The following is an 18,215-nucleotide window of genomic DNA, read 5'->3' as shown; positions in this document are numbered from 1 at the left end:
TTCGCTGTCTTCTTACTGGTCTTTTTAGTTGACGACTTCTTGGCGCCGGCCTTGCCGCCGGCCGCCTTCATCATGCTCTTGCAGGTGTCGACCAGGCCGGAGACGGCGCCGACCGACTTGGCGAGCATCTTCTGCTCGCTCTTGTTGAGATCCAGCTCGACGATGCGCTCCACGCCCTTGGCGCCCAGGACCACCGGCACGCCGACGTAGAGGTTCTTGATGCCGTACTGGCCGGTCAGGTAGGCGGCGCAGGGCAGCACCCGCTTCTTGTCCTTCAGGTAGGACTCGGCCATGAGGATGGCCGAGGAGGCCGGGGCGTAGAAGGCCGAGCCGGTCTTCAGCAGGCCGACGATCTCGGCGCCGCCGTCACGGGTGCGCTGGACGATCTGGTCCAGGCGGTCCTTCTTCAGCCAGCCCATCTTGATGAGGTCCGGCAGGGGAACGCCGGCGACGGTGGAGTAGCGCGGCATCGGCACCATGGTGTCGCCGTGGCCGCCCAGCACGAAGGCGCTGACGTCCTCCACGGAGACGTTCATCTCCTCGGCCAGGAAGTAGCGGAAGCGCGCCGAGTCCAGCACGCCGGCCATGCCGACCACCTTGTGGGCGGGCAGGCCGCTGGCCTGCTGCAGCACCCAGACCATGGCGTCGAGCGGGTTGGTGATGCAGATCACGAAGGCGTTGGGGCAGTTCTTCCGAATGCCCTCGCCGACCGCGTTCATCACCTTGATGTTGATGGCCAGCAGGTCGTCGCGGCTCATGCCCGGCTTGCGGGCGACGCCGGCGGTGACGATGACCACGTCGGCGCCCTTGATCGCGGCATAGCTGCTGGCGCCGGCGAACTTCGCGTCGTAGGCCTCGACCGGGGTCGACTCGGCCAGATCCAGCGCCTTGCCCTGGGGCACGCCGTCGATGATGTCGAAGAGGACGACGTCACCCAGTTCCTTCAAGCCGGCGAGCAACGCCAGGGTACCGCCGATATTCCCGGCGCCGACCAGCGCGATCTTGTTGCGAGCCATGTTTTTCGTTTCCCCCATCGGTGTGAGCGGTCGAGACAAGGAAGCCTTCCGAGGGCTCCCCAAAGAACCTTTTGGACACCGCGGGGCACGGTTTTTCGTTGCGCTGCGGCATCGCCGGGTTTCCTAGCGCGATTCAGCAGCCGTCGCAAGGTGACAGGGCCAGGAATTTGCACCTGCGAAATCCCCGGGCGGCAAAATCGCCTCCCTCACGTCATGTGCGCCTTGCCGATGTAGTCGGCCGAGCGCATCTCCTGCAGGCGGCTGACCGTGCGCTGGAACTCCACCGCGCCGTCGCCGGCGGGGTAGAGGCGCTCCGGCGGCGCCTCGGCGGAGACCACCAGCTTCACCCGGTGCTCGTAGAGGGCGTCGATCAGGATCATGAAGCGCCGCGCCTCGTTGCGCTTTTCCGCCGAGAGCTGCGGCACGCCCGACAGCACCACCGTGTGGAACAGCCCGGCGATGGCCAGGTAGTCGCCCGGCCCCAGCGGTTTCTCGCAGAGCTCGGCGAAGGAAAAGCGCGCCACCCCCCGCGCGGCCAGCGGCACCGGGATCTCGCGGCCCTTGTAGATCAGGGTGTCGGGCGCCGGCTCGGCCCCCTCCGTCAGCTCGGCAAAGGCCTTGTCCAGGGCCGCCTCGGCGCGCGGTCCCAGGGGCGCGTGGTAGGCGGTGATGTCCTTCAGGCGCTTGAGGCGGTAGTCGACGCCGCTGTCCAGCTCCAGCACGTCCAGGCGTTGCTTCACCAGATCGATGAAGGGCTCGAAGCGCTCGCGCTGCAGGCCGCCCTCGTAGAGCCGGTTCGGCGGCCAGTTGGAGGTTGCGACCACCACCACGCCGGCGGCGAAGAGGGTCTCGAAAAGGCGCCCCAGGATCATGGCGTCGGCGATGTTGACCACGTGGAACTCGTCGAAGCACAGCAGCCAGGCCTCTCCGGCCAGCGCCTCGGCGATCACCGGCAGCGGGTCCCCCTTGTCCTTGTTGGCCGGGTCCTGGCGCCAGGCGTGCAGGCGGTCCTGAACCTCCTGCATGAAGGCATGGAAGTGCACCCGGCGCTTCTTCTCCAAGGGCGCGGTCTCGAAGAAGATGTCCATCAGCATGGACTTGCCGGTGCCGACGTTGCCGAAGATGTAGAGGCCCTGTGGCGGCTCCTCGCGGCGGCGGGCCAGGCCCAGGCGTGCCTTCCAGCCGCCGCCCCCGCCGGCCGGCTGGTAGCCGCGCAGGGCGTTGTGCAGGGATTGCAGCTTCTCGGCCGCCAGCAACTGGCCGGCGTCGTGGTGCAGCGCGCCCTCGCGGCGCAGCGCGCGGTAGGCCGCCAGCGGCCCTTCAGGCTTGTCCGATTCTGGTTTTGCACCCTGCCCCATGGCGGCGATGTTTAAGCCAAAGCCGCCGGCAGGGAAAGAGCCGGCCTCAGCGCCCGGCCCTAGCGCCCGCCCGTGACCCGCAGGACGGCGCCGTTGGTGAAGGAGGCCTTCTCGCTAAGCAGCCAGAGCACCGCCTCTGCGATCTCCTCCGGCTCGCCCGGGCGGCCCATGGGCGTCTGCGGCGGCATGGTCTCCAGGCGGTCGGGCATGCCGGAGTCGACGTGCAGGTCGGTGCGGATCAGGCCGGGCGCCACGGCGTTGACGCGCAGGTCGTCGCGCGCGTTCTCCAGCGCCAGGCCGAGGGTCAGCGTGTCCACCGCGGCCTTGGAGGCGGCGTACCAGACGAAGGTGTCGGGGCTGCCCAGGGTCGCGGCGCCGGAGGAGATGTTGACGATGGCCCCGCCCAGCCCGCCGTGACGCCGGGCCATGCGCCGGACCGCCGCCTGGCAGCACCAGATGACGCCCAGCACGTTCAGCTCGATGACGTCGCGCAGGGTCTGTGTGGAAGCCTCTTCCAGTTTGCTGACATGCCCGGTGATGCCCGCATTGTTCACCAGGGCCGTGAGCGGCGGCAGCTCCGCGTCGATGGCGGCGAAAAGCTTTTCCACTTCTTCCTCGCGCGCAACGTCGGCCTGCAGCGCCACCGCCTGGCCGCCGTCCCGCTCGATCTCCGCGACCACCGCTTCGGCCGCGACGGCGTTGCTGCGGTAGTTGACGCAGACGGTATAGCCGGCCGCCGCGCCCAGGCGCGCCACCGCGGCGCCGATGCCCCGGCCGCCGCCGGTCACCAACAGCGTTTCAGCCATCGCAGTCTCTCTCCCTTATTCGGCGGCGACCTGCGGGCTGGCCCCGCGCGGGCGCAGCAGCACCAGCAGGTTGCCCGCCAGCACCAGGGCGACGCCGGCCAGCGCCGCGGGCGTCCAGACATAGTCTTCCACCACGGTGGAGATGGCCAGGGCGACCAGCGGGAAGAGCACCGTGGCGTAGGCCGCGCGATCGGCGCCGATGCGCCCCAGCAGGGTGAGGTAGGCGCCGAAGGCCAGGACCGAGCCGCAGAGCGTCAGGTAGAGCAGGCCGATCAGGTAGGACGTCGCGCTGTCGAGCACGAAGGGCGCGCCGCCGACAAGCGCCACCGCGTACATGGCGAGGGCGCCGTAGGCCATGCCCCAGGCGTTGCAGGACAGCACCGGCAGGCCCAGCATCTGGGCGCGCGCCGAGGCGATGTTGCCGAGCGAGAAGCACAGCGTCCCGGTCAGCGCCAGCAGCAGGCCGAGGCTGCCGTCGTCGGCGAGGTCGAAGCGGCTGACCTCCGGCCAGAACAGCACGACGATACCGGCGACCCCGAGAGCCGCGGCGACCAGGGTGCGCGGCGCGGCGCGGCGGCCGAGCAGCAGGCGGCCGTTGATGATGTTCAACACCACGGTCATGGAGAAGACCACCGCCAGCAGCCCCGAGGTGACCGAGGCCGCGGCCCGGTAAAAGAAGTAGAAGTTGAAGGAGAACATGCAGAGTCCCATGGCCGCCAGCAGCAGATGGACGCGCAGGCCGAAACCGAAGCGCTGGCGCGCGAGGCGCGCCCAGAGGAAGACCACGGCGGTGGCGAGGGTGAAGCGGTAGGCGACCGACAATTCCGGTGCCACCGGCCCCACCTGGTACTTCATGGCGATCCAGGTGGTCCCCCAGAACAGCACCGTGGCGCCGTAGAGACCCAGGTTGAACAGGGGCGAGTTGCGCATGGGCGGGGGGCGCTTTCCGCGGGCTCGAGTGGCTGTGGCAGGTTTGAGGGCCGCGGCGCAGACGAACGCCGCGAGCGCCGCCAGCATAGCCCGCCCCCGAAAGCGGCGACAACCGCCGCTTTGTCAGCCGACAATCGCGCCAGCGAGGCGTCAGAAGCGATAGCTGACCGTCAACATCACGTCGTGCGAGGTGAAGTCGTCGGCGCCGAGGCTGTCCCCGCCCGAGAAGCTGCCGGAATCGACCTCGCCCAGATCCAGGTAGCGATAGGCCAGCCCTGCCGACCAGTGGTCGATGAACTCCCAATCCACCCCGGCCATGACGCCCCAGGCCAGATTGTCCTCGTCGTTGTCCTGCGTGGTGGAGGGCCCGCCCGGGATGACGACCCGCATCGTCTCGCTCGTGTTCCGCGCCCAACCGATGCTACCGCCGATGAAGGGCGTGAAGTTCGACTCGTTGCGCCATTCCAGCACGGCGTTAAAGAGCACCGTTGCGGTTTCGAGATTGGTCTCGTAGTCGACCACCGGCGCGCCCTGGTCCTGGACGTCGAAGTCGAAGCGGAAGCGGTAGCCCCCTTCGACCTCGGTGCGCAGGGGCAGGTCCGCCCAGCGGTAGCCGACGATCCCGGCGACCCCGGCCACAGTGTCCGTATCGTTCTGGACCCGCGTCGATCCGGTAAAGCCCCCGCCATTGACGTCGTCGACACTAGCGAAAGAACCGATCGCGCGGGCGCCAATATAAAACCCGCCGTCCGAGTCCTGTGCGAAGGCCGGCTGGCCGGTAAAAGGCAACACGCAAAGTAACAGGAAGATCCAGCGCCCCATTCGTCTGCCCCCCCCTCAACTTCAATCCCCAGATCGATGCCTTGTAGTTAATCACATCAGCGCCGCAAGCTGTCAAATAACCTCCCTCGTTGGCATTCACAAAAACTTGCCGTTTACTGTCAATTGGTTGGCAACGACAACAGGAAGCGCCATCCTGCGCCCCGCGAGGTCACTGACAAGGGTGTTCCATGGCTCTGCTTCTCTACGAGCGTCTCTGCGCCGACGACCGGCGCCCCAGCCCCTTCTGCTGGCGCGCCCGCCTGGCGCTGGCCCATAAGGGACTGGCGCCGGAGCTCCGTGCGATTAAGTTCACCGAAAGCGACGAGGTCGCCTTCAGCGGCCAGTCCCGGGTGCCGGTGCTGGTCGACGGCGCGACGGTGATCCACGACAGCTGGGCCATCGCCTGCCATCTGGAAGACAACTATCCGGAAGCGCCCAGCCTCTTCGACGGGCCCGGCGGCCGGGCCCTGTCACGCCTCGTCAATCACTGGGTGGATCACAGCCTGCAGCGGGCTCTGGCGCCGGTCCTGGCGCCCTATGTGCTGGCCCTGGCGCTGCCCGAGGACCGCAGCTACTACCGCCGGACCCGGGAGGCGAAGTTCGGGATGACCATGGAGCAGCTCGCGGTGCGCCGCCCGGCGCTGCTGGAGGCCCTGCACCCGGTGCTGGAGCCGCTGCGTCAGCGCTTGGCCGAGACGCCCTTCCTCTGCGGGGAGCGTCCCGCCTATGCCGACTATCTCGTCTTCGGGGAATTCCAGTTGGCGCGCTCGGTCTGCGATGTCGATCTGCTGGGCGCCGAGGAGGAAGCGCTGCGCAACTGGCGGACCTGCATGCTGGACCTCTACGACGGCCTGGCCCGCTCGATCACGGCCTTCGAGACCGCGGCCTAGGCCGCCTCAGACGGCCGGATCCTCCGCCACCTGCAGCGGAACGTCGCTCCAGCCTTCGCCGGAGCTGACCAGGCAGGTCGGGCCGTTGGGAATGGTGACGATGATCGTCCAGGTCCCGGCGGGGCTGGCCAGGATCTCCAGCAGACTGCCGGTGGCGGTGACGCCGCGGCTGACGGGCTGTTCGTCGTAGCGCGAAGACAGCCGGTCCAGCACCGCCTCGCGCGCGCCACAGGTGGAAGGCTGGGCGGCAGTCGCCTGGCCGCTGAACGCCATGGCGGCGGCCAGGGACAGGAAGGCGGCCGGGATCGCAGCGCGGGCCGCGAAGCGGCGGCGGACGTCGCGGGATGACATGATCTTGCGCATGGCTTGCGCCTCCTCTTCCTCGACTCCGGCGCGGCAGGTGGACAAGAGGCCGGCGGCGGAGCGTTCGGATGGTTCCGAACTTCGGGTGTCACTATCCCTTGGTCGCGGGAAAGGTGCGGTGGGTTTTGCCACACGTCGAAAAAAATGCACTTTCAGGAAGACAAACCTGCACAGCGCCGCCGCTCTCGCGGCAAGGCTGTCATATTCGGCGGCGATCTCAACCATCGCGGCAAGAAACGGCGCCATCCCGCGGCGGCGGGCTTGCTTCTGGGCGCCTCTACCGGGCCTTGGCCTGCCCCGGCCCTCTGCCGCGTCACCCGCGCGGCAAGCGCCCTTCAGGAATGGAAACCCTTTCCAACAAGCGTTCCGCCCGCTATCTAGGGAGCCAAAGCGGCCCCCGGGGACCAAGCAAATTCTGGCGGCCCAAGCAAAAGAGAGGCGGAGAATGGACGAAGAAGTCTTCAACATGGAGCTGCGCAAGTTCCTGAAGAAGGTCGGCGTGACCTCCCAGCGCGAGATCGAGAACGCCGTGCGCGCGGCCCTGGAGGGCGGCAAGCTGAAGGGCTCCGAGACCCTGAAGGTGAAGGCCGTGCTCTCCATCGAGGGCCTGGACCTCAGCCACGACATCGACGGCGAGATCAAGCTGGGCTGAAACCCCAGCCCGGCGCTCACCAGAGCGCCGGCTTGGCCACCATCAGGACGATGACGCCGGCGAGGCAGCCGAAACCGACCCAGCCGAGCCGCACCCAGAGCCGGAAGCGGCCGAGGAAGGCCTCGGGCAGCCCGCTGTTGTTGCGCAAGGCCAGCGCCGCCAGCCTCGCCATGTCGATCTGCAGCGCCACCACCACCAGCCAGGCGACGCCGGCAATGCCGTAGAGCAGGTAGCTGACGATGAGCCAGGGCTCGGCGTAGCCGTAGCCGGTAAGGTGGACCAGCCAGAGGCCGCTCGCCGGCTGCAGCACCGCCGTCGGCGTCGTGAACAGCCAGTCGGCCAGCACCACCTGGCGGGTCACCCGGGCAATGCCCGCAACGTCGGCGCTGCAGCAGGCGGTATACATGTGGAAGGCGGTGCCCAGCCCGACGCCGTACAGCACGATGGCGCTGACGATGTGCAGGCCCCTGGCGACGAGGTAGGTATCGGGCAGGTAAGGCTCCATCAGCGCTCCTCCGCCAGCACCATCTGCACCAGGACCAACACGAGGATCGGTAGATTCTTCAGCAGCGGTCCGAAGGGATCGCCCCAGAGGTGCGGCGCGAAGACGGTGAGCGCAAGGGTGTAGCCGGCGATCACCGTGAGCTGCACGGCAGCGGTCAGGCGCGGTCGCCAGTTCGCGGCGAGCAGGCCCGCGATGGCCAGGTCCAGCAGCGCCGTGCCCAGCGCCGTGGCGGTGGCCAGGACTGGCGGAAAACCGGCGGCGTTCAGCAGCGGCACCGCGAAGCTCCGCAGCATCCACAAACCGAGCAGGCCCGAAATGAGCCACAGCAGCACCAGCACCGCCCGCACCAGCGGGCGCAGCAGGTAGAAGCGCGCGTGCCAGAGGTCCTGGGTCTGGGCCGGGCGGCGCTGCAGGCTCTCGGCCAGGGTCGCCGGCCGGAAGCCGATGGTCTCGATGAAGCCGGTCTCCTGGCCGACGTTGCCGTATTCGATCTGCTTCAGCGAAGTGGTGGTGAGCGGACCGCGCCCCAGGAGGTCGCCCAGGCGGCACAACAGGCGGATGAGCGCCAGGGGGATGTGCAGCGGGCGCGCCGGCGGGCGGCCCAGCCAGGCGCGGTAGCGGGCGACAATCCCCTTCACGGTCTCGACCTTCGGGCCCACCGGCTCCAGCGTGCGCCGCGCCAGGTCGTCCCGCGTGAGGCACTCCAGCACCGTGCGGGCCAGGTCCTCCACGTGCAGCGGCCGGAAGGCCTGCCCGCCCCGGCCCACCAGCGGGGTGACGAAGGGGAAGACCGCCAGGGCGCGCAGCATGGCGGTGCCGCCGTAGGCGCCCTCGCCGTAGATCAGCGAGGGGCGCAGCACCACCCAGTCGAGATCCAGCGCGCGCAGGTGATCGTCGCCCTGCTTCTTGGTGCGGGCGTATTCGGTGCCGGCCTCGTCGTCGGCGCTGATGGCGGAGATCTGGAGCACCCGCTTCACGCCCGCCGCGACGCAGGCGTCGAAGAGCGCCGCCGGGGCCAGGTGGTGGATCGCCGTCATGTCCTGGCCGCGGCCGCCCTGCAACACGCCGGCACAGTTGATGACCGCGTCGACGCCGGCCAGGCGCGGCCGCCAGTCCGCCGGCGTGATGTCGCGGTTCAGGTCGGCGGCGACGGTGTCGATGTCGGGAAAGCGTGCCGCCAACGCCGCCGGGTTGCGCACCGCGGCGACGACCTCATGGCCCGCGGCGATCAACGCAGCGGTCAGATGGGCGCCGATGAAACCGTTGGCGCCGGTCAGCAGAACACGCATCAGAAAGAAGAATCCCCCGAGAACAACCTTCCAGGGAGTCTAACCCCAAACTACTCCCCGGCAAACGCGGGCGGCAGGGCCAGGCCCTTTTCCGTCATCACCTGGCGGGCGCGGTCGGGGTAGTCGGTGATGATGCCGTCGACACCGAGGTCGATGAGCGAGGCCATGTCGGCGGGGTCGTTCACCGTCCAGACCACGACGCGCAGGCCCAGCTTCTTCGCCTCCTTCAGGTCCGCCACGGTGAGGTCGCGGTAGTAGGGCGACCAGACGGCGCCGCCGGCGCGGGTGATCGCCTGCGGCAGAGTCACCTCGGCCCAGTCGATGTCGAGATCGCCCAGCCAGGGCGAGGGCGCGGGATCGCCGCGCCCCAGGTTGTCGAGCCAGTCCTGCTCCGCCGTCAGGTAAACCGTCGCGATCTCCGGCGCTTCCTCCTGCACCACCTGCAGCGTGCGCCAGTCGAAGGACTGCACCGCCGCGCGGGAGGCGACGCCCCTGTCCTTAAGCACGGCCACGAGGGCCTTGGCGAAGGTTTCCGGGTCGGGAGACTCTGCCGGGGCTTCGGGCGAGATCTTGGTTTCGATGTTGTAGCGGATGGTCCCGCCGGTCAGCGCCTCGGCGCGGGCCAGCACCGCGGCCAGGGCCGGAATGCGCAGGCCGTCGAGACGCGCCTGCGCCGGGTAGCGCTCCGCCACGCGGCTGCCCGGCCTGGCGCTGCCGATGTCGTAGGCGGCGAGCTCGGCGGCGGTCAGCGAGACGATCGCCGGGGGATCGTCTTCGGCGATCCAGGCGCCCGTCGCGTCGCGGGTGCGCGGCGGCGAGAGGCGGCGGTCGTGATGCACCACGACGACGCCGTCGGCGGTCATCACCGTGTCCAGCTCCAGCGTGGTGACGCCCAGGGCCAGGGCTTTCTCGAAAGCCGGCAGGCTGTTCTCCGGCATCAGGCCGCGCGCGCCGCGGTGGCCCTGCAGGTCGAAGGCCTCGACTTCCAGCGCGGTTTGCGGCGGCGGCGTCCGGGGGAAGATCACCATGGCGAGGCCGGCGGCCAGCATCAGCAGGGTGAAGGCGATCCAGAAGCGCGAGCCGCCGGAAAGGCGCGGTTTCGACTTGGAGATCTCTTCCGGCTTCCGCGTCATGGGGCTCCCGCTATCCCTTGTCCTCCAGCGCCCGGCGCATCCAGGCGCCGGTCTGCCGCACCAGCGGCGCCTCCGCCGCTTCCAGCACCGCCGTGGCGGCGGCGAGCTGCGCCGCCGTCTTATTCTGGCTGAGCTTGGCCTTGGCTTCCAGCCGGCTCACGGGAATTTCAAAGGCGACCAGGCCGCGCTGCATCCCGGCCACATACTTCTCCGTCAGCCCGGCGGTGGACCAGGCGGGATCGAGCCCGGCCTCCTGGGTCGCCACCAGGCGGTCGAGCAGCGCGCGCACCCGCTCCGGTTCCTCGATCACCTTGGGCAGGCCGTAGGCGTGTACCGCGACGTAGTTCCAGGTCGGCACGTTGGGCGGCCCCTCGCCGTACCAGGTCGGCGAGATGTAGCTGTGCGGACCCTGGAAGATCACCAGGGCCTCCCGCCCCGCCGCCGCCAGTTTCTCGAAGTCGCGCCACTGCGGATTGGGCCGCGCCATGTGCGCCAGCAGGGTCCCGTGCTCGCCGGCCTCCGGGTCATACATGAACGGCAGGTGGGTCGCCTGGGGCACGCCGTCGGCAGCGGTCACCAGCAGGGCGAAGTCGTGGGCCCGAACGACCGCGGCAATGCGCTGAGGGTCGTCCAGGCGGAAAGCCTCGGGAACGTACATGGGAAGTCATCCGTCACAGCTAAGCGGCGGCCGAGCTTAGGCGGCGGCGCGACACGGCGAAAGGGCCAGTCTAGTCCTCCGCCGGCGGACCACCCGGCGCCCTTGCCGCTTTGGGGGCGCCCGCCACCAGGCGGTAGACCACCAGCGCCGTCAGCGCGTAGACGAAGGTCAGCGCCAAGAGGACGTGCCAGGCCAGCATGGTCTCACCGCCGAGCTTGGAGGCCAGGGCCGGCATCAGAGTCATCAGCGCCAGCGCCAGGGCGGCGCCCCGGGCATCCGGCAGGAAGCGGTAGACGACGGGGGCCGGCAGGACGAAGAAGATGCCGACGAGATAGAACGCCGGCTTCGCCAGGAGACTCAATTGGGCAGAATCGACAAGGAGCGCGGCGGCCAGCGCGTAGGCGACCATGCCGACGATGCCGGCCAGCAGCAGGGCGAGAGCGGTCCTGGGAGTCATCGCGGGAGAATAGCGGTCAGCTTTCCGCAACGCCACGATCGCCGCCCATCACCAGACGGAAAACCACGATAGTCCCGAGGGCATAGGCAAAGCTGAGCCCCAGGACGACGGTCCAATCCTTCAATCCGCTGTGAAGCGCGTAGAGCAGAAGCGGCGCCAGAGTCGGGAAGAAAAGAGCCAGCACCGCGCCGCGCGCACCGGGCAGCCGGCGATAGATCAAGGGAACGATGGCGGCCAGCGCGATCGCGATGACGTAGACCTCGGGCAAGACCGCCAGGACACCAAACATCGGCCCAAGGTACGCAGCACCAGCGGCAGCAGCCGCCACAACGCCGGTTGCCCCGGCCAGCACCACGGCAAAAATGGTTCTGCGCGACATCCCCTAGATGTAAAACACGCCGCTGAGGAAAACCAGCGCGTGGCGCCGGGCTCAGCCCCGGCGCTCGACCATGAGCTTCTTGATCTCGGCGATGGCTTTCGCCGGATTGAGGCTCTTCGGGCAGGTCTTGGTGCAGTTCATGATGGTGTGGCAGCGGTACAGCCGGAAGGGGTCTTCCAGCTGGTCGAGCCGCTCGCCGGTCGCCTCGTCGCGGCTGTCGGCGATCCAGCGGTAGGCCTGCAGCAGGATGGCGGGGCCGAGATAGCGGTCGCCGTTCCACCAGTAGCTGGGGCAGGAGGTCGAGCAGGAGAAGCAGAGGATGCATTCCCACAGGCCGTCCAGCCTCTCGCGCTCCTCCGGGCTCTGCAGGCGTTCGCGCTCCGGCGCCGGGGTCTCGGCCTTCAGCCAGGGCTCGATGGAGGCGTACTGCGCGTAGACGTGGGTCAGGTCCGGCACCAGGTCCTTCACCACCGGCATGTGCGGCAGGGGATAGACCTTCACCTCGCCGTCCACCTCGTTCAGGTACTTGGTGCAGGCCAGGGTGTTGGTGCCGTCGATGTTCATGGCGCAGGAGCCGCAGACGCCCTCGCGGCAGGAACGCCGGAAGGTCAGCGTCGGATCGATCTCGTTCTTGATCTTGATCAGCGCGTCGAGAACCATCGGCCCGCAGTTGTCGAGGTCCACCTCGAAGGTGTCGACACTCGGGTTCTCGCCGTCGTCCGGATTCCAGCGGTAGACGCGGAAGGTCTTGGTGTTCTTGGCGGCCTCCGGCTTGGGCCAGGACTTGCCGGCGCCGATCTTGGAATTGGCGGGTAGGGCGAACTCGACCATCGGACTCTTTCTCTCGCGGGTTCTCTTAGTAGACTCGCGCCTTGGGCGGGAAGGTCTGCACTTCGTTGGTCAGGGTGTTGAGGTGGACCGGCCGGTCGCCGAAGCGCACCTCGCCATTCTCGCCGCACCACACCAGGGTGTGCTTCATCCAGTTCACGTCGTCGCGGTCCGGATAGTCCTCGCGGGCGTGGGCGCCGCGGCTTTCCAGGCGGTTGCCCGCCGACTCCATGGTCACCTTGGCCTGGAACATCAGGTTGTCGAGCTCCAGGGTCTCGACCAGGTCGGAGTTCCAGATCAGGGTGCGGTCGCTGACCTTCACGTCGCCGCGCTTGGCCCAGGCGGCCTTCAGCTTTTCCGCGCCCTCGGCCAGCGACTCGCCGGTGCGGAACACCGCGGCGTGGTCCTGCATGGCGCGCTGCATTTCCTCGCGCAGCGCCGAGGTGGGGACCTCGCCGTCGGCGTGGCGCAGGCGGTCGAAGCGGTCCAGCGCCTCGTCGCCGGCGCCGGTCTGCAGCGGCGCCTGCTTCTCGCCGGGGGTGAGGATCTCGGCGCAGCGCCGCGCGGCGGAGCGCCCGAAGACCACCAGGTCCAGCAGCGAGTTGGAACCCAGCCGGTTGGCGCCGTGCACCGAGACGCAAGCCGCCTCGCCGATGGCCATGAGGCCCGGCACCACGCTGTCGGGGTTGCCGTCCTTCAGGGTCACCGCCTCGCCGCTGTAGAGCGCCGGGATGCCGCCCATGTTGTAGTGGCAGGTCGGCAGGACGGGGATCGGCTCCTTGGTCACGTCGACGCCGGCGAAGATGCGCGCCGATTCCGAGATGCCCGGCAGGCGCTGGTGCAGCAGCTCGGGCGCCAGGTGCTCCAGGTGCAGGTGGATGTGGTCCTTCTGCGCGCCGACGCCGCGGCCGTCGCGGATTTCCATGGTCATGGCGCGGGAGACCACGTCGCGGCTGGCCAGATCCTTGGCCGAAGGGGCGTAGCGCTCCATGAAGCGCTCGCCCTCGGAGTTGGTGAGATAGCCGCCCTCGCCGCGCGCGCCCTCGGTGATCAGGCAGCCGGCGCCATAGATGCCGGTGGGGTGGAACTGCACGAACTCCATGTCCTGCAGCGGCAGGCCGGCCCGCAGCACCATGGCGTTGCCGTCGCCGGTCTGGGTGTGGGCCCCGGTGCAGGAGAAGTAGATGCGCCCGTAGCCGCCCGTCGCCATGATCACCATCTGCGCGCGGAAGCGGTGGATGGTGCCGTCGTCCAGGTTCCAGGCCATGACGCCGCGGCAGACGCCGTCTTCCATGATCAGGTCGAGGGCGAAGTACTCGATGTAGAACTCGGCGTGCTGGCGCAGGCTCTGCTGGTAGAGCGTGTGCAGCATGGCGTGGCCGGTGCGGTCGGCCGCCGCGCAGGTGCGCTGGGCGATGCCCTCGCCGAAGTGGGTGGTCATGCCGCCGAAGGGGCGCTGGTAGATCTTGCCGTCCTCGGTGCGGCTGAACGGCATGCCGTAGTGTTCGAGCTCCAGGATCGCCGGCACCGCCTCGCGCACCATGTACTCGATGGCGTCCTGGTCGCCCAGCCAGTCGGAGCCCTTGACCGTGTCGTACATGTGCCAGCGCCAGTCGTCCTCGCCCATGTTGCCGAGCGAGGCGGAGACGCCGCCCTGCGCCGCCACGGTGTGGCTGCGCGTCGGAAAGACCTTGGAGATGCAGGCAGTCTTCAAGCCGGCCTCGGCCAGGCCCAGGGTCGCGCGCAGACCGGCGCCGCCGGCGCCCACCACCACCACGTCATAGGTGTGATCGATTACCTCATAGGACTTGGTCATGGTGTAGGCCTTACGCGCGGGTGAAAAGCAGGGTCAGGACCGAGAGTACGGCCGAGAGGCTGAGCACGATGGTCAGCGCCTTGACGAAGAGCAGCAGGGCGATCTTCGCGCCCTCGCCGTGCACGTAGTCCTCGATAACCACCTGCAGGCCCAGCGCCGCGTGATAGAAGGTCGCGACGATCAGCAGGATCAGCAGGCCGGCGACCACGGGCGAGGCGATCCAGGCGGCGACCGCCGCGTGGTCGGCGCCGATCAGGCTGACCACCGCGCCGACGAACCAGATGGTCAGCGGAATGAGGGCCAGCGCGGTGAGGCGCTGCGCCCACCAGTGATGGGTACCGTCCTTGGCCGAGCCGAGGCCGCGCACGCGGCCCAGGGGCGAGCGCAGGTTGGATTGATCGTTCATGGGCTCAGGCTCCCCCCATCATGGCGTAGCCCAGCGCCCAGGTCGCCAGGGTCAACACCACCGAAGCGCCGACCACCATCCAGCCGCTGCGCGTCGCCGCCTCGATCTCGAAGCCGTAGCCGGCGTCCCAGACCAGGTGCCGGATGCCGTTGCAGAGGTGGTAGAAGAGCGCGATGCTCCAGCCGAAGAGCAGCAGCCGCCCGATGAAGGAGCCGATCAGGCCCTGGGCGGTGGCGAAGGCCTCCGGCCCCGAAGCGGCGGCCACCAGCCAGTAGGTCAGCAGCAGGGTGCCGGCGGCCAGCGCGATGCCGGTCAGCCGGTGCAGGATCGAAAGTGTCGAGGTGATCTGCGGGCGGTACACCTGCAGATGCGGCGAAAGGGGCCGATTGGACGAGATCATGCGCTTGCTCTGTGCCTGTTTCTTCTGCCGGACTGCTTGAGGCTCCGCGTCGGACAGACGCAGTCTAGAGGGGAACGCTCAACAGCGACTTAGTTTTATCGTTGGCGTGTGATTTAGACCGCAGCGCAACATAAGTCAACGCGAGGCCCCGGTCCGGGGCCCCGGACCGCGCCGGAAGCCCGCCCGACGCCCCCCCTGATTCCCGAGAAATATCCCCGCTCCGCCCAACCTTTCGGCGAAGACTCCCCAGCGTACCGCAATGCCACAGGGAAACCGGCCGGCGGCGGGCTGTGGATAGAGCTGTGGGCAAGATGTGAAGGATTTGTGCAGTTCGGACGAAACTATGCACAAGATTCTGGGACTCGTCGGTAATTTTCTGTTGTCGCTCTCTGCTATTCGGGCGAGCATCTTCTTGCACGTGAAAGCGTCGGAAAACGGCGGGTGCGGCCCTCTCCAAGAGCTTCGGCTCCACGGAGGTGTAACTCGGAGGGCCAAGGACTTTCGGGTCCTCGGTCCGAAGGAGATACAGCGGTCTCGGAGGAGCTTCGGTTCCTCCCGGCCTCCGGAGGGTCCGGTTTTCGGATCGGACAATCCGTGAGGTGCAGCGGCCCTCGGGCCGGAGATCAGCCGGCTGCGGCGGTCCCTTCGGGGATCCCGATAGCTCGGTGGGGACGCGCCGGTCCGCGATCCGGGGACGGAATGCTTCTTCGGGAGTTGCCCGTCCGGCACCGGAAGCCGGGTTGCCCTGCAGATCCCGGGTTTCGGATGGGAGGTGCCGGTCGTCCTTCGACCCTGCACTTTCCGGCGATGGCGGCGTCCCTTCCCCGTGTCGGGGCGCCCGCCAGTCCGGGACCACGCAGTTTCCTCGCGAAGCTGCAGGACGGTCTCATCGGCCAAGGAAGGTACCCGCAAGGGTGCCGACCAGGCCCGGAAGGCAGCCGCGCCAGCGGCGGTCTTTCGGAGACCCGAGGACGGGAGGTGTGCTTCGCGCAGCCGCCCCGTGCGGAGAAAGATCCCCCGGGATCCCAACCGCGCGCCGGATACGCCCGAGCTGCCCCGCAGAGGCTCTGCCTCTTAGGGAAAGCTAGGTCGCTCGTCGGAAGTCGGAACTGGAGGCGCCGAACGGCCCGCCCGGGTGGGTTCGCTCCCTTCGGGGAGGTCAGCGATCTCGCTGCGCTTTATCGGTCACGCCAGGCCCGGTATCCGCGCGCGAATTCTGATCAAGAGGCCACTCGCCGCAGCAATCACGCTGAGCTGGATCCAGCTCTTGAGGCGTCGGGTAGTGCCCTCTCTTCCGGGGTACGCCGCAACGGGGGTCTCCCCCGCTGCACCCGGCGCCTCACTCATTACAGCAGCGATTCTGCCGTTTCAACCAAATTTTGTGGTCGCGACCCGAAATCGCACCAGATGTGGCGGGCAATCACCCCCTCACCCAGCTACGCCTAGGCTCGTTCCTCGCCAAGGCTGCGCAACCCTCTCCCCCGCGGGGAGAGGGAGGGACCCGCGAAGCAGGAGGGTGAGGGGGAAGCGGCGCCGATCATCGCGGCAGCAGCACCGTGTAGTCCAGGTCCAGCACCACCGCCGGGTCGTAGCGCAGCTTGCCGTCCTCGCCGGCCGCCTTCAAAGGGAAGTCGGCGCAATGGCGGTCCTTGGTGGCCACCGTGCGCAGGCGCAGGGCGCCGAGGTCGCTGCGCCCCGGTACCTCCAGCCTGTCCAGCACTTCCGACCAGGCGTAGATGGTGTCGCCGCCGAAGCTGGGCGCGGCGTGGGTGCCGGCGTTGATGGCGGCGATCTTCACCGCGTTGCCCAGGCCGTTGAAGGTCAACCCGCGGGCCAGCGAGATGACGTGGCCGCCGTAGACGATGCGCCGGCCGAAGCGGCCCTGGCTTTCGACGTGCTGGTTGAAGTGGACACGCGCGGTGTTCTGGTAGAGCCGGGTGGCGAGCTGGTGCTCGGCCTCCTCGATGGTCATGGCGTCGCCGTGGTCGATCTTCTCGCCGACCGCGTAGTCGCCCCAGCGGTGCGGGCTGCCCGCCGCCGCCATATCGAACTTGGAGAAGTCGAGCCCCTCGGGCACCACGAGGTTTTCGGGCGCCACGGCCGCCGGCAGTTCCGGCACCACCGCGTCGGGCGCCGGCGCGTTCTCGTCGCCTTTGCGCACCATGACCCAGCGCGTGTACTCCATCACCGCCTCACCGCGCTGGTTCACGCCGCGGCTGCGCACGTAGACCACGCCGGTCTTGCCGTTGGAGTTCTCCTTCAGGCCCACCACCTCGCTCTCGCTCGACAGGGTGTCGCCCGGATAGACCGGAGCCAGAAAGCGGCCGTCGGCGTAGCCCAGGTTGGCGACGGCGTTCAGCGACACGTCGGGCACCGTCTTGCCGAAGACCACGTGGAAGGCCAGCAGGTCGTCGACGGGCGCCTGCGGCAAGCCGCAATCTCGTGCGAAGGCGTCGGAGGACTGCAGCGCGAAGCGCCCGCCGTAGAGCGCCGTGTAGAGCGCCTGGTCGCCCGCCGTCACCGTGCGCGGCGTGGCGTGCTTCAGCACCTGGCCGAGGCGGAAGTCCTCGAAGTGGTTGCCCAGGTTGTTTTTGGGATTGTTCTTGGACATCTTCAGGCGGCCGCTTCGAGTTCTTTGATTGCTTCGGACAGCGCGACCAGGCGCTGGGCGCTTTCCACGTGCAGGTTCTCGATCAGCTTGCCGTCGACGACGACGACGCCCTTGCCCTCGGCGGTCGCCTCGGCATGAGCGGCGATGATTTTGTGCGACCAGTCGATCTCCGCCTGGGAGGGCGCGAAGACCTCGTTGGCCGCGGCGATGGTCTTGGGGTGGATCAGCGTCTTGCCGTCGAAGCCCAGCTCCTTGCCCTGGCGGCAGGAGGCGGCAAAGCCCTCCTCGTCGGAAAGGTCCAGGTGCACGCCATCGGTGATGGCGATGCCGTAGGCGCGCGCCGCCAGGATGCAGAGGCCGAGGCTGGTCAGCACCGGCAGGCGTTCGGGCGTGTGCGCGGCCTGCAGGTCCTTCACCAGGTCGGAGGTGCCCATGACCAGGCAGGTGATGCGCTTGGAGGCGCCGGCCACCTCCTGGGCGTTCAGCATGCCGAGCGGCGTCTCCATCATGCACTGGATGCCCATGGACTGGGGCGCGCCGGCCGCGTCCATCAGCTTTTCCAGCTCGTGGATCATGGCCGCGGTCTCGACCTTCGGCAGCAGGATGGCGTCGGCGCCGGAGGTCGCCATGGCCTTCACGTCGTCCTTGCCCCAGGGGCTGTCCAGCGGGTTCACCCGCACCGCGATCTCGCGCTTGCCGTAGCCGCCTTCCTTCAGCGCGGCGACGATCTGCTCGCGCGCGGTCTCCTTGGCGTCGGGCGCCACGGCGTCCTCCAGGTCGAGGATCAGGCCGTCGGCCGGCAGGCTGCGGCCCTTTTCCAGGGCGCGGGCGTTGGAGCCGGGCATGTAGAGGACGGAACGGCGCGGACGGGCGGCGGTCATGAGCGGAATCTCCCT

The 18,215-nt window shown here is 68.6% G+C and carries 19 protein-coding genes and 1 pseudogene; 2 read left to right on the top strand and 18 right to left on the bottom strand.

Going from position 1 to position 18,215, the window contains the following annotated elements; genetic code table 11:
- Positions 1-68: 68 nt before the first annotated feature.
- From mdh to H7X47_RS02780, 5 genes and pseudogenes are all read right to left on the bottom strand, one after another.
- Positions 69-1,016, bottom strand: a pseudogene (gene mdh / locus H7X47_RS02800) (malate dehydrogenase); the annotation flags it as partial.
- A gap of 206 nt (positions 1,017-1,222) precedes the next feature.
- On the bottom strand, positions 1,223-2,374 hold the full coding sequence (zapE, locus tag H7X47_RS02795) for a cell division protein ZapE (protein WP_193367075.1): 1,152 nt from the start codon (positions 2,372-2,374) through the stop codon (positions 1,223-1,225).
- Between the two features lie 59 nt (positions 2,375-2,433).
- Positions 2,434-3,180 carry an SDR family oxidoreductase gene (locus H7X47_RS02790; protein ID WP_193367074.1) on the bottom strand — a complete coding sequence of 249 codons (747 nt, stop codon included), beginning with the start codon at positions 3,178-3,180 and terminating at the stop codon, positions 2,434-2,436.
- Positions 3,181-3,195: 15 nt separating this feature from the next.
- Positions 3,196-4,110, bottom strand: a complete 915-nt coding sequence (locus H7X47_RS02785) for a DMT family transporter (RefSeq protein WP_193367073.1) — start codon at positions 4,108-4,110, stop codon at positions 3,196-3,198.
- 150 nt (positions 4,111-4,260) lie between these two features.
- The gene (locus H7X47_RS02780; RefSeq protein WP_193367072.1) at positions 4,261-4,932 is read right to left on the bottom strand and encodes an outer membrane protein; all 672 of its coding nucleotides are present in this window, start codon (positions 4,930-4,932) and stop codon (positions 4,261-4,263) included.
- A 188-nt stretch (positions 4,933-5,120) separates the two neighbouring features.
- Between H7X47_RS02780 and H7X47_RS02775 the strand changes: the two genes are divergently transcribed.
- A complete protein-coding gene (locus H7X47_RS02775) occupies positions 5,121-5,822 on the top strand; it encodes a glutathione S-transferase N-terminal domain-containing protein (protein ID WP_193367071.1) in 702 nt (233 codons plus the stop codon).
- A 6-nt stretch (positions 5,823-5,828) separates the two neighbouring features.
- Here H7X47_RS02775 and H7X47_RS02770 read toward each other — a convergent pair whose 3' ends face one another.
- Entirely contained in the window at positions 5,829-6,185 is a 357-nt protein-coding gene (locus H7X47_RS02770) for a hypothetical protein (RefSeq protein ID WP_193367070.1), read from the bottom strand.
- A 445-nt stretch (positions 6,186-6,630) separates the two neighbouring features.
- Here H7X47_RS02770 and H7X47_RS02765 point away from each other — a divergent pair, with 445 nt between their 5' ends.
- Positions 6,631-6,837, top strand: coding sequence for a DUF6494 family protein (locus tag H7X47_RS02765; RefSeq protein WP_193367069.1), 207 nt, complete (start codon positions 6,631-6,633; stop codon positions 6,835-6,837).
- A gap of 16 nt (positions 6,838-6,853) precedes the next feature.
- Here the strand turns inward: H7X47_RS02765 and H7X47_RS02760 are convergent, their stop codons facing one another.
- The 12 genes from H7X47_RS02760 to H7X47_RS02705 all read right to left on the bottom strand — a co-directional run bounded on the left by H7X47_RS02760 (position 6,854) and on the right by H7X47_RS02705 (position 18,200).
- The gene (locus H7X47_RS02760) at positions 6,854-7,342 is read right to left on the bottom strand and encodes a DUF2269 family protein (protein ID WP_193367068.1); all 489 of its coding nucleotides are present in this window, start codon (positions 7,340-7,342) and stop codon (positions 6,854-6,856) included.
- Complete coding sequence (locus H7X47_RS02755) at positions 7,342-8,631, bottom strand: NAD(P)H-binding protein (protein ID WP_193367067.1); 1,290 nt, start codon at positions 8,629-8,631, stop codon at positions 7,342-7,344. Before H7X47_RS02755 ends, H7X47_RS02760 begins: the two co-directional genes overlap by 1 nt.
- 50 nt (positions 8,632-8,681) lie before the next feature.
- Positions 8,682-9,764 carry a glycerophosphodiester phosphodiesterase gene (locus H7X47_RS02750; protein WP_227010124.1) on the bottom strand — a complete coding sequence of 361 codons (1,083 nt, stop codon included), beginning with the start codon at positions 9,762-9,764 and terminating at the stop codon, positions 8,682-8,684.
- Between the two features lie 10 nt (positions 9,765-9,774).
- Entirely contained in the window at positions 9,775-10,422 is a 648-nt protein-coding gene (locus H7X47_RS02745; protein ID WP_193367066.1) for an FMN-binding negative transcriptional regulator, read from the bottom strand.
- A 70-nt stretch (positions 10,423-10,492) separates the two neighbouring features.
- On the bottom strand, positions 10,493-10,879 hold the full coding sequence (locus H7X47_RS02740; RefSeq protein ID WP_193367065.1) for a hypothetical protein: 387 nt from the start codon (positions 10,877-10,879) through the stop codon (positions 10,493-10,495).
- 16 nt (positions 10,880-10,895) lie between these two features.
- Entirely contained in the window at positions 10,896-11,258 is a 363-nt protein-coding gene (locus tag H7X47_RS02735) for a hypothetical protein (RefSeq protein WP_193367064.1), read from the bottom strand.
- 51 nt (positions 11,259-11,309) lie between these two features.
- On the bottom strand, positions 11,310-12,089 hold the full coding sequence (locus H7X47_RS02730) for a succinate dehydrogenase iron-sulfur subunit (RefSeq protein ID WP_193367063.1): 780 nt from the start codon (positions 12,087-12,089) through the stop codon (positions 11,310-11,312).
- Positions 12,090-12,114: 25 nt separating this feature from the next.
- Positions 12,115-13,902, bottom strand: a complete 1,788-nt coding sequence (gene sdhA, locus H7X47_RS02725; protein WP_193367062.1) for a succinate dehydrogenase flavoprotein subunit — start codon at positions 13,900-13,902, stop codon at positions 12,115-12,117.
- 10 nt (positions 13,903-13,912) lie between these two features.
- The gene (sdhD, locus tag H7X47_RS02720) at positions 13,913-14,308 is read right to left on the bottom strand and encodes a succinate dehydrogenase, hydrophobic membrane anchor protein (protein ID WP_193367061.1); all 396 of its coding nucleotides are present in this window, start codon (positions 14,306-14,308) and stop codon (positions 13,913-13,915) included.
- 4 nt (positions 14,309-14,312) lie between these two features.
- On the bottom strand, positions 14,313-14,708 hold the full coding sequence (sdhC, locus tag H7X47_RS02715; RefSeq protein WP_193367060.1) for a succinate dehydrogenase, cytochrome b556 subunit: 396 nt from the start codon (positions 14,706-14,708) through the stop codon (positions 14,313-14,315).
- A gap of 1,537 nt (positions 14,709-16,245) precedes the next feature.
- On the bottom strand, positions 16,246-17,319 hold the full coding sequence (locus H7X47_RS02710; RefSeq protein ID WP_193367059.1) for a MaoC family dehydratase: 1,074 nt from the start codon (positions 17,317-17,319) through the stop codon (positions 16,246-16,248).
- A gap of 2 nt (positions 17,320-17,321) precedes the next feature.
- The gene (locus H7X47_RS02705) at positions 17,322-18,200 is read right to left on the bottom strand and encodes an HpcH/HpaI aldolase/citrate lyase family protein (RefSeq protein ID WP_193367058.1); all 879 of its coding nucleotides are present in this window, start codon (positions 18,198-18,200) and stop codon (positions 17,322-17,324) included.
- Between the last annotated feature and the right edge of the window lie 15 nt (positions 18,201-18,215).

This window comes from Pelagibius marinus (assembly GCF_014925385.1).
GTDB classification, from domain to species: domain Bacteria; phylum Pseudomonadota; class Alphaproteobacteria; order Kiloniellales; family Kiloniellaceae; genus Pelagibius; species Pelagibius marinus.
The sequence above is the reverse complement of the archived record's forward strand: the minus strand, read 5'-3'. Positions and strand labels throughout refer to the sequence as shown.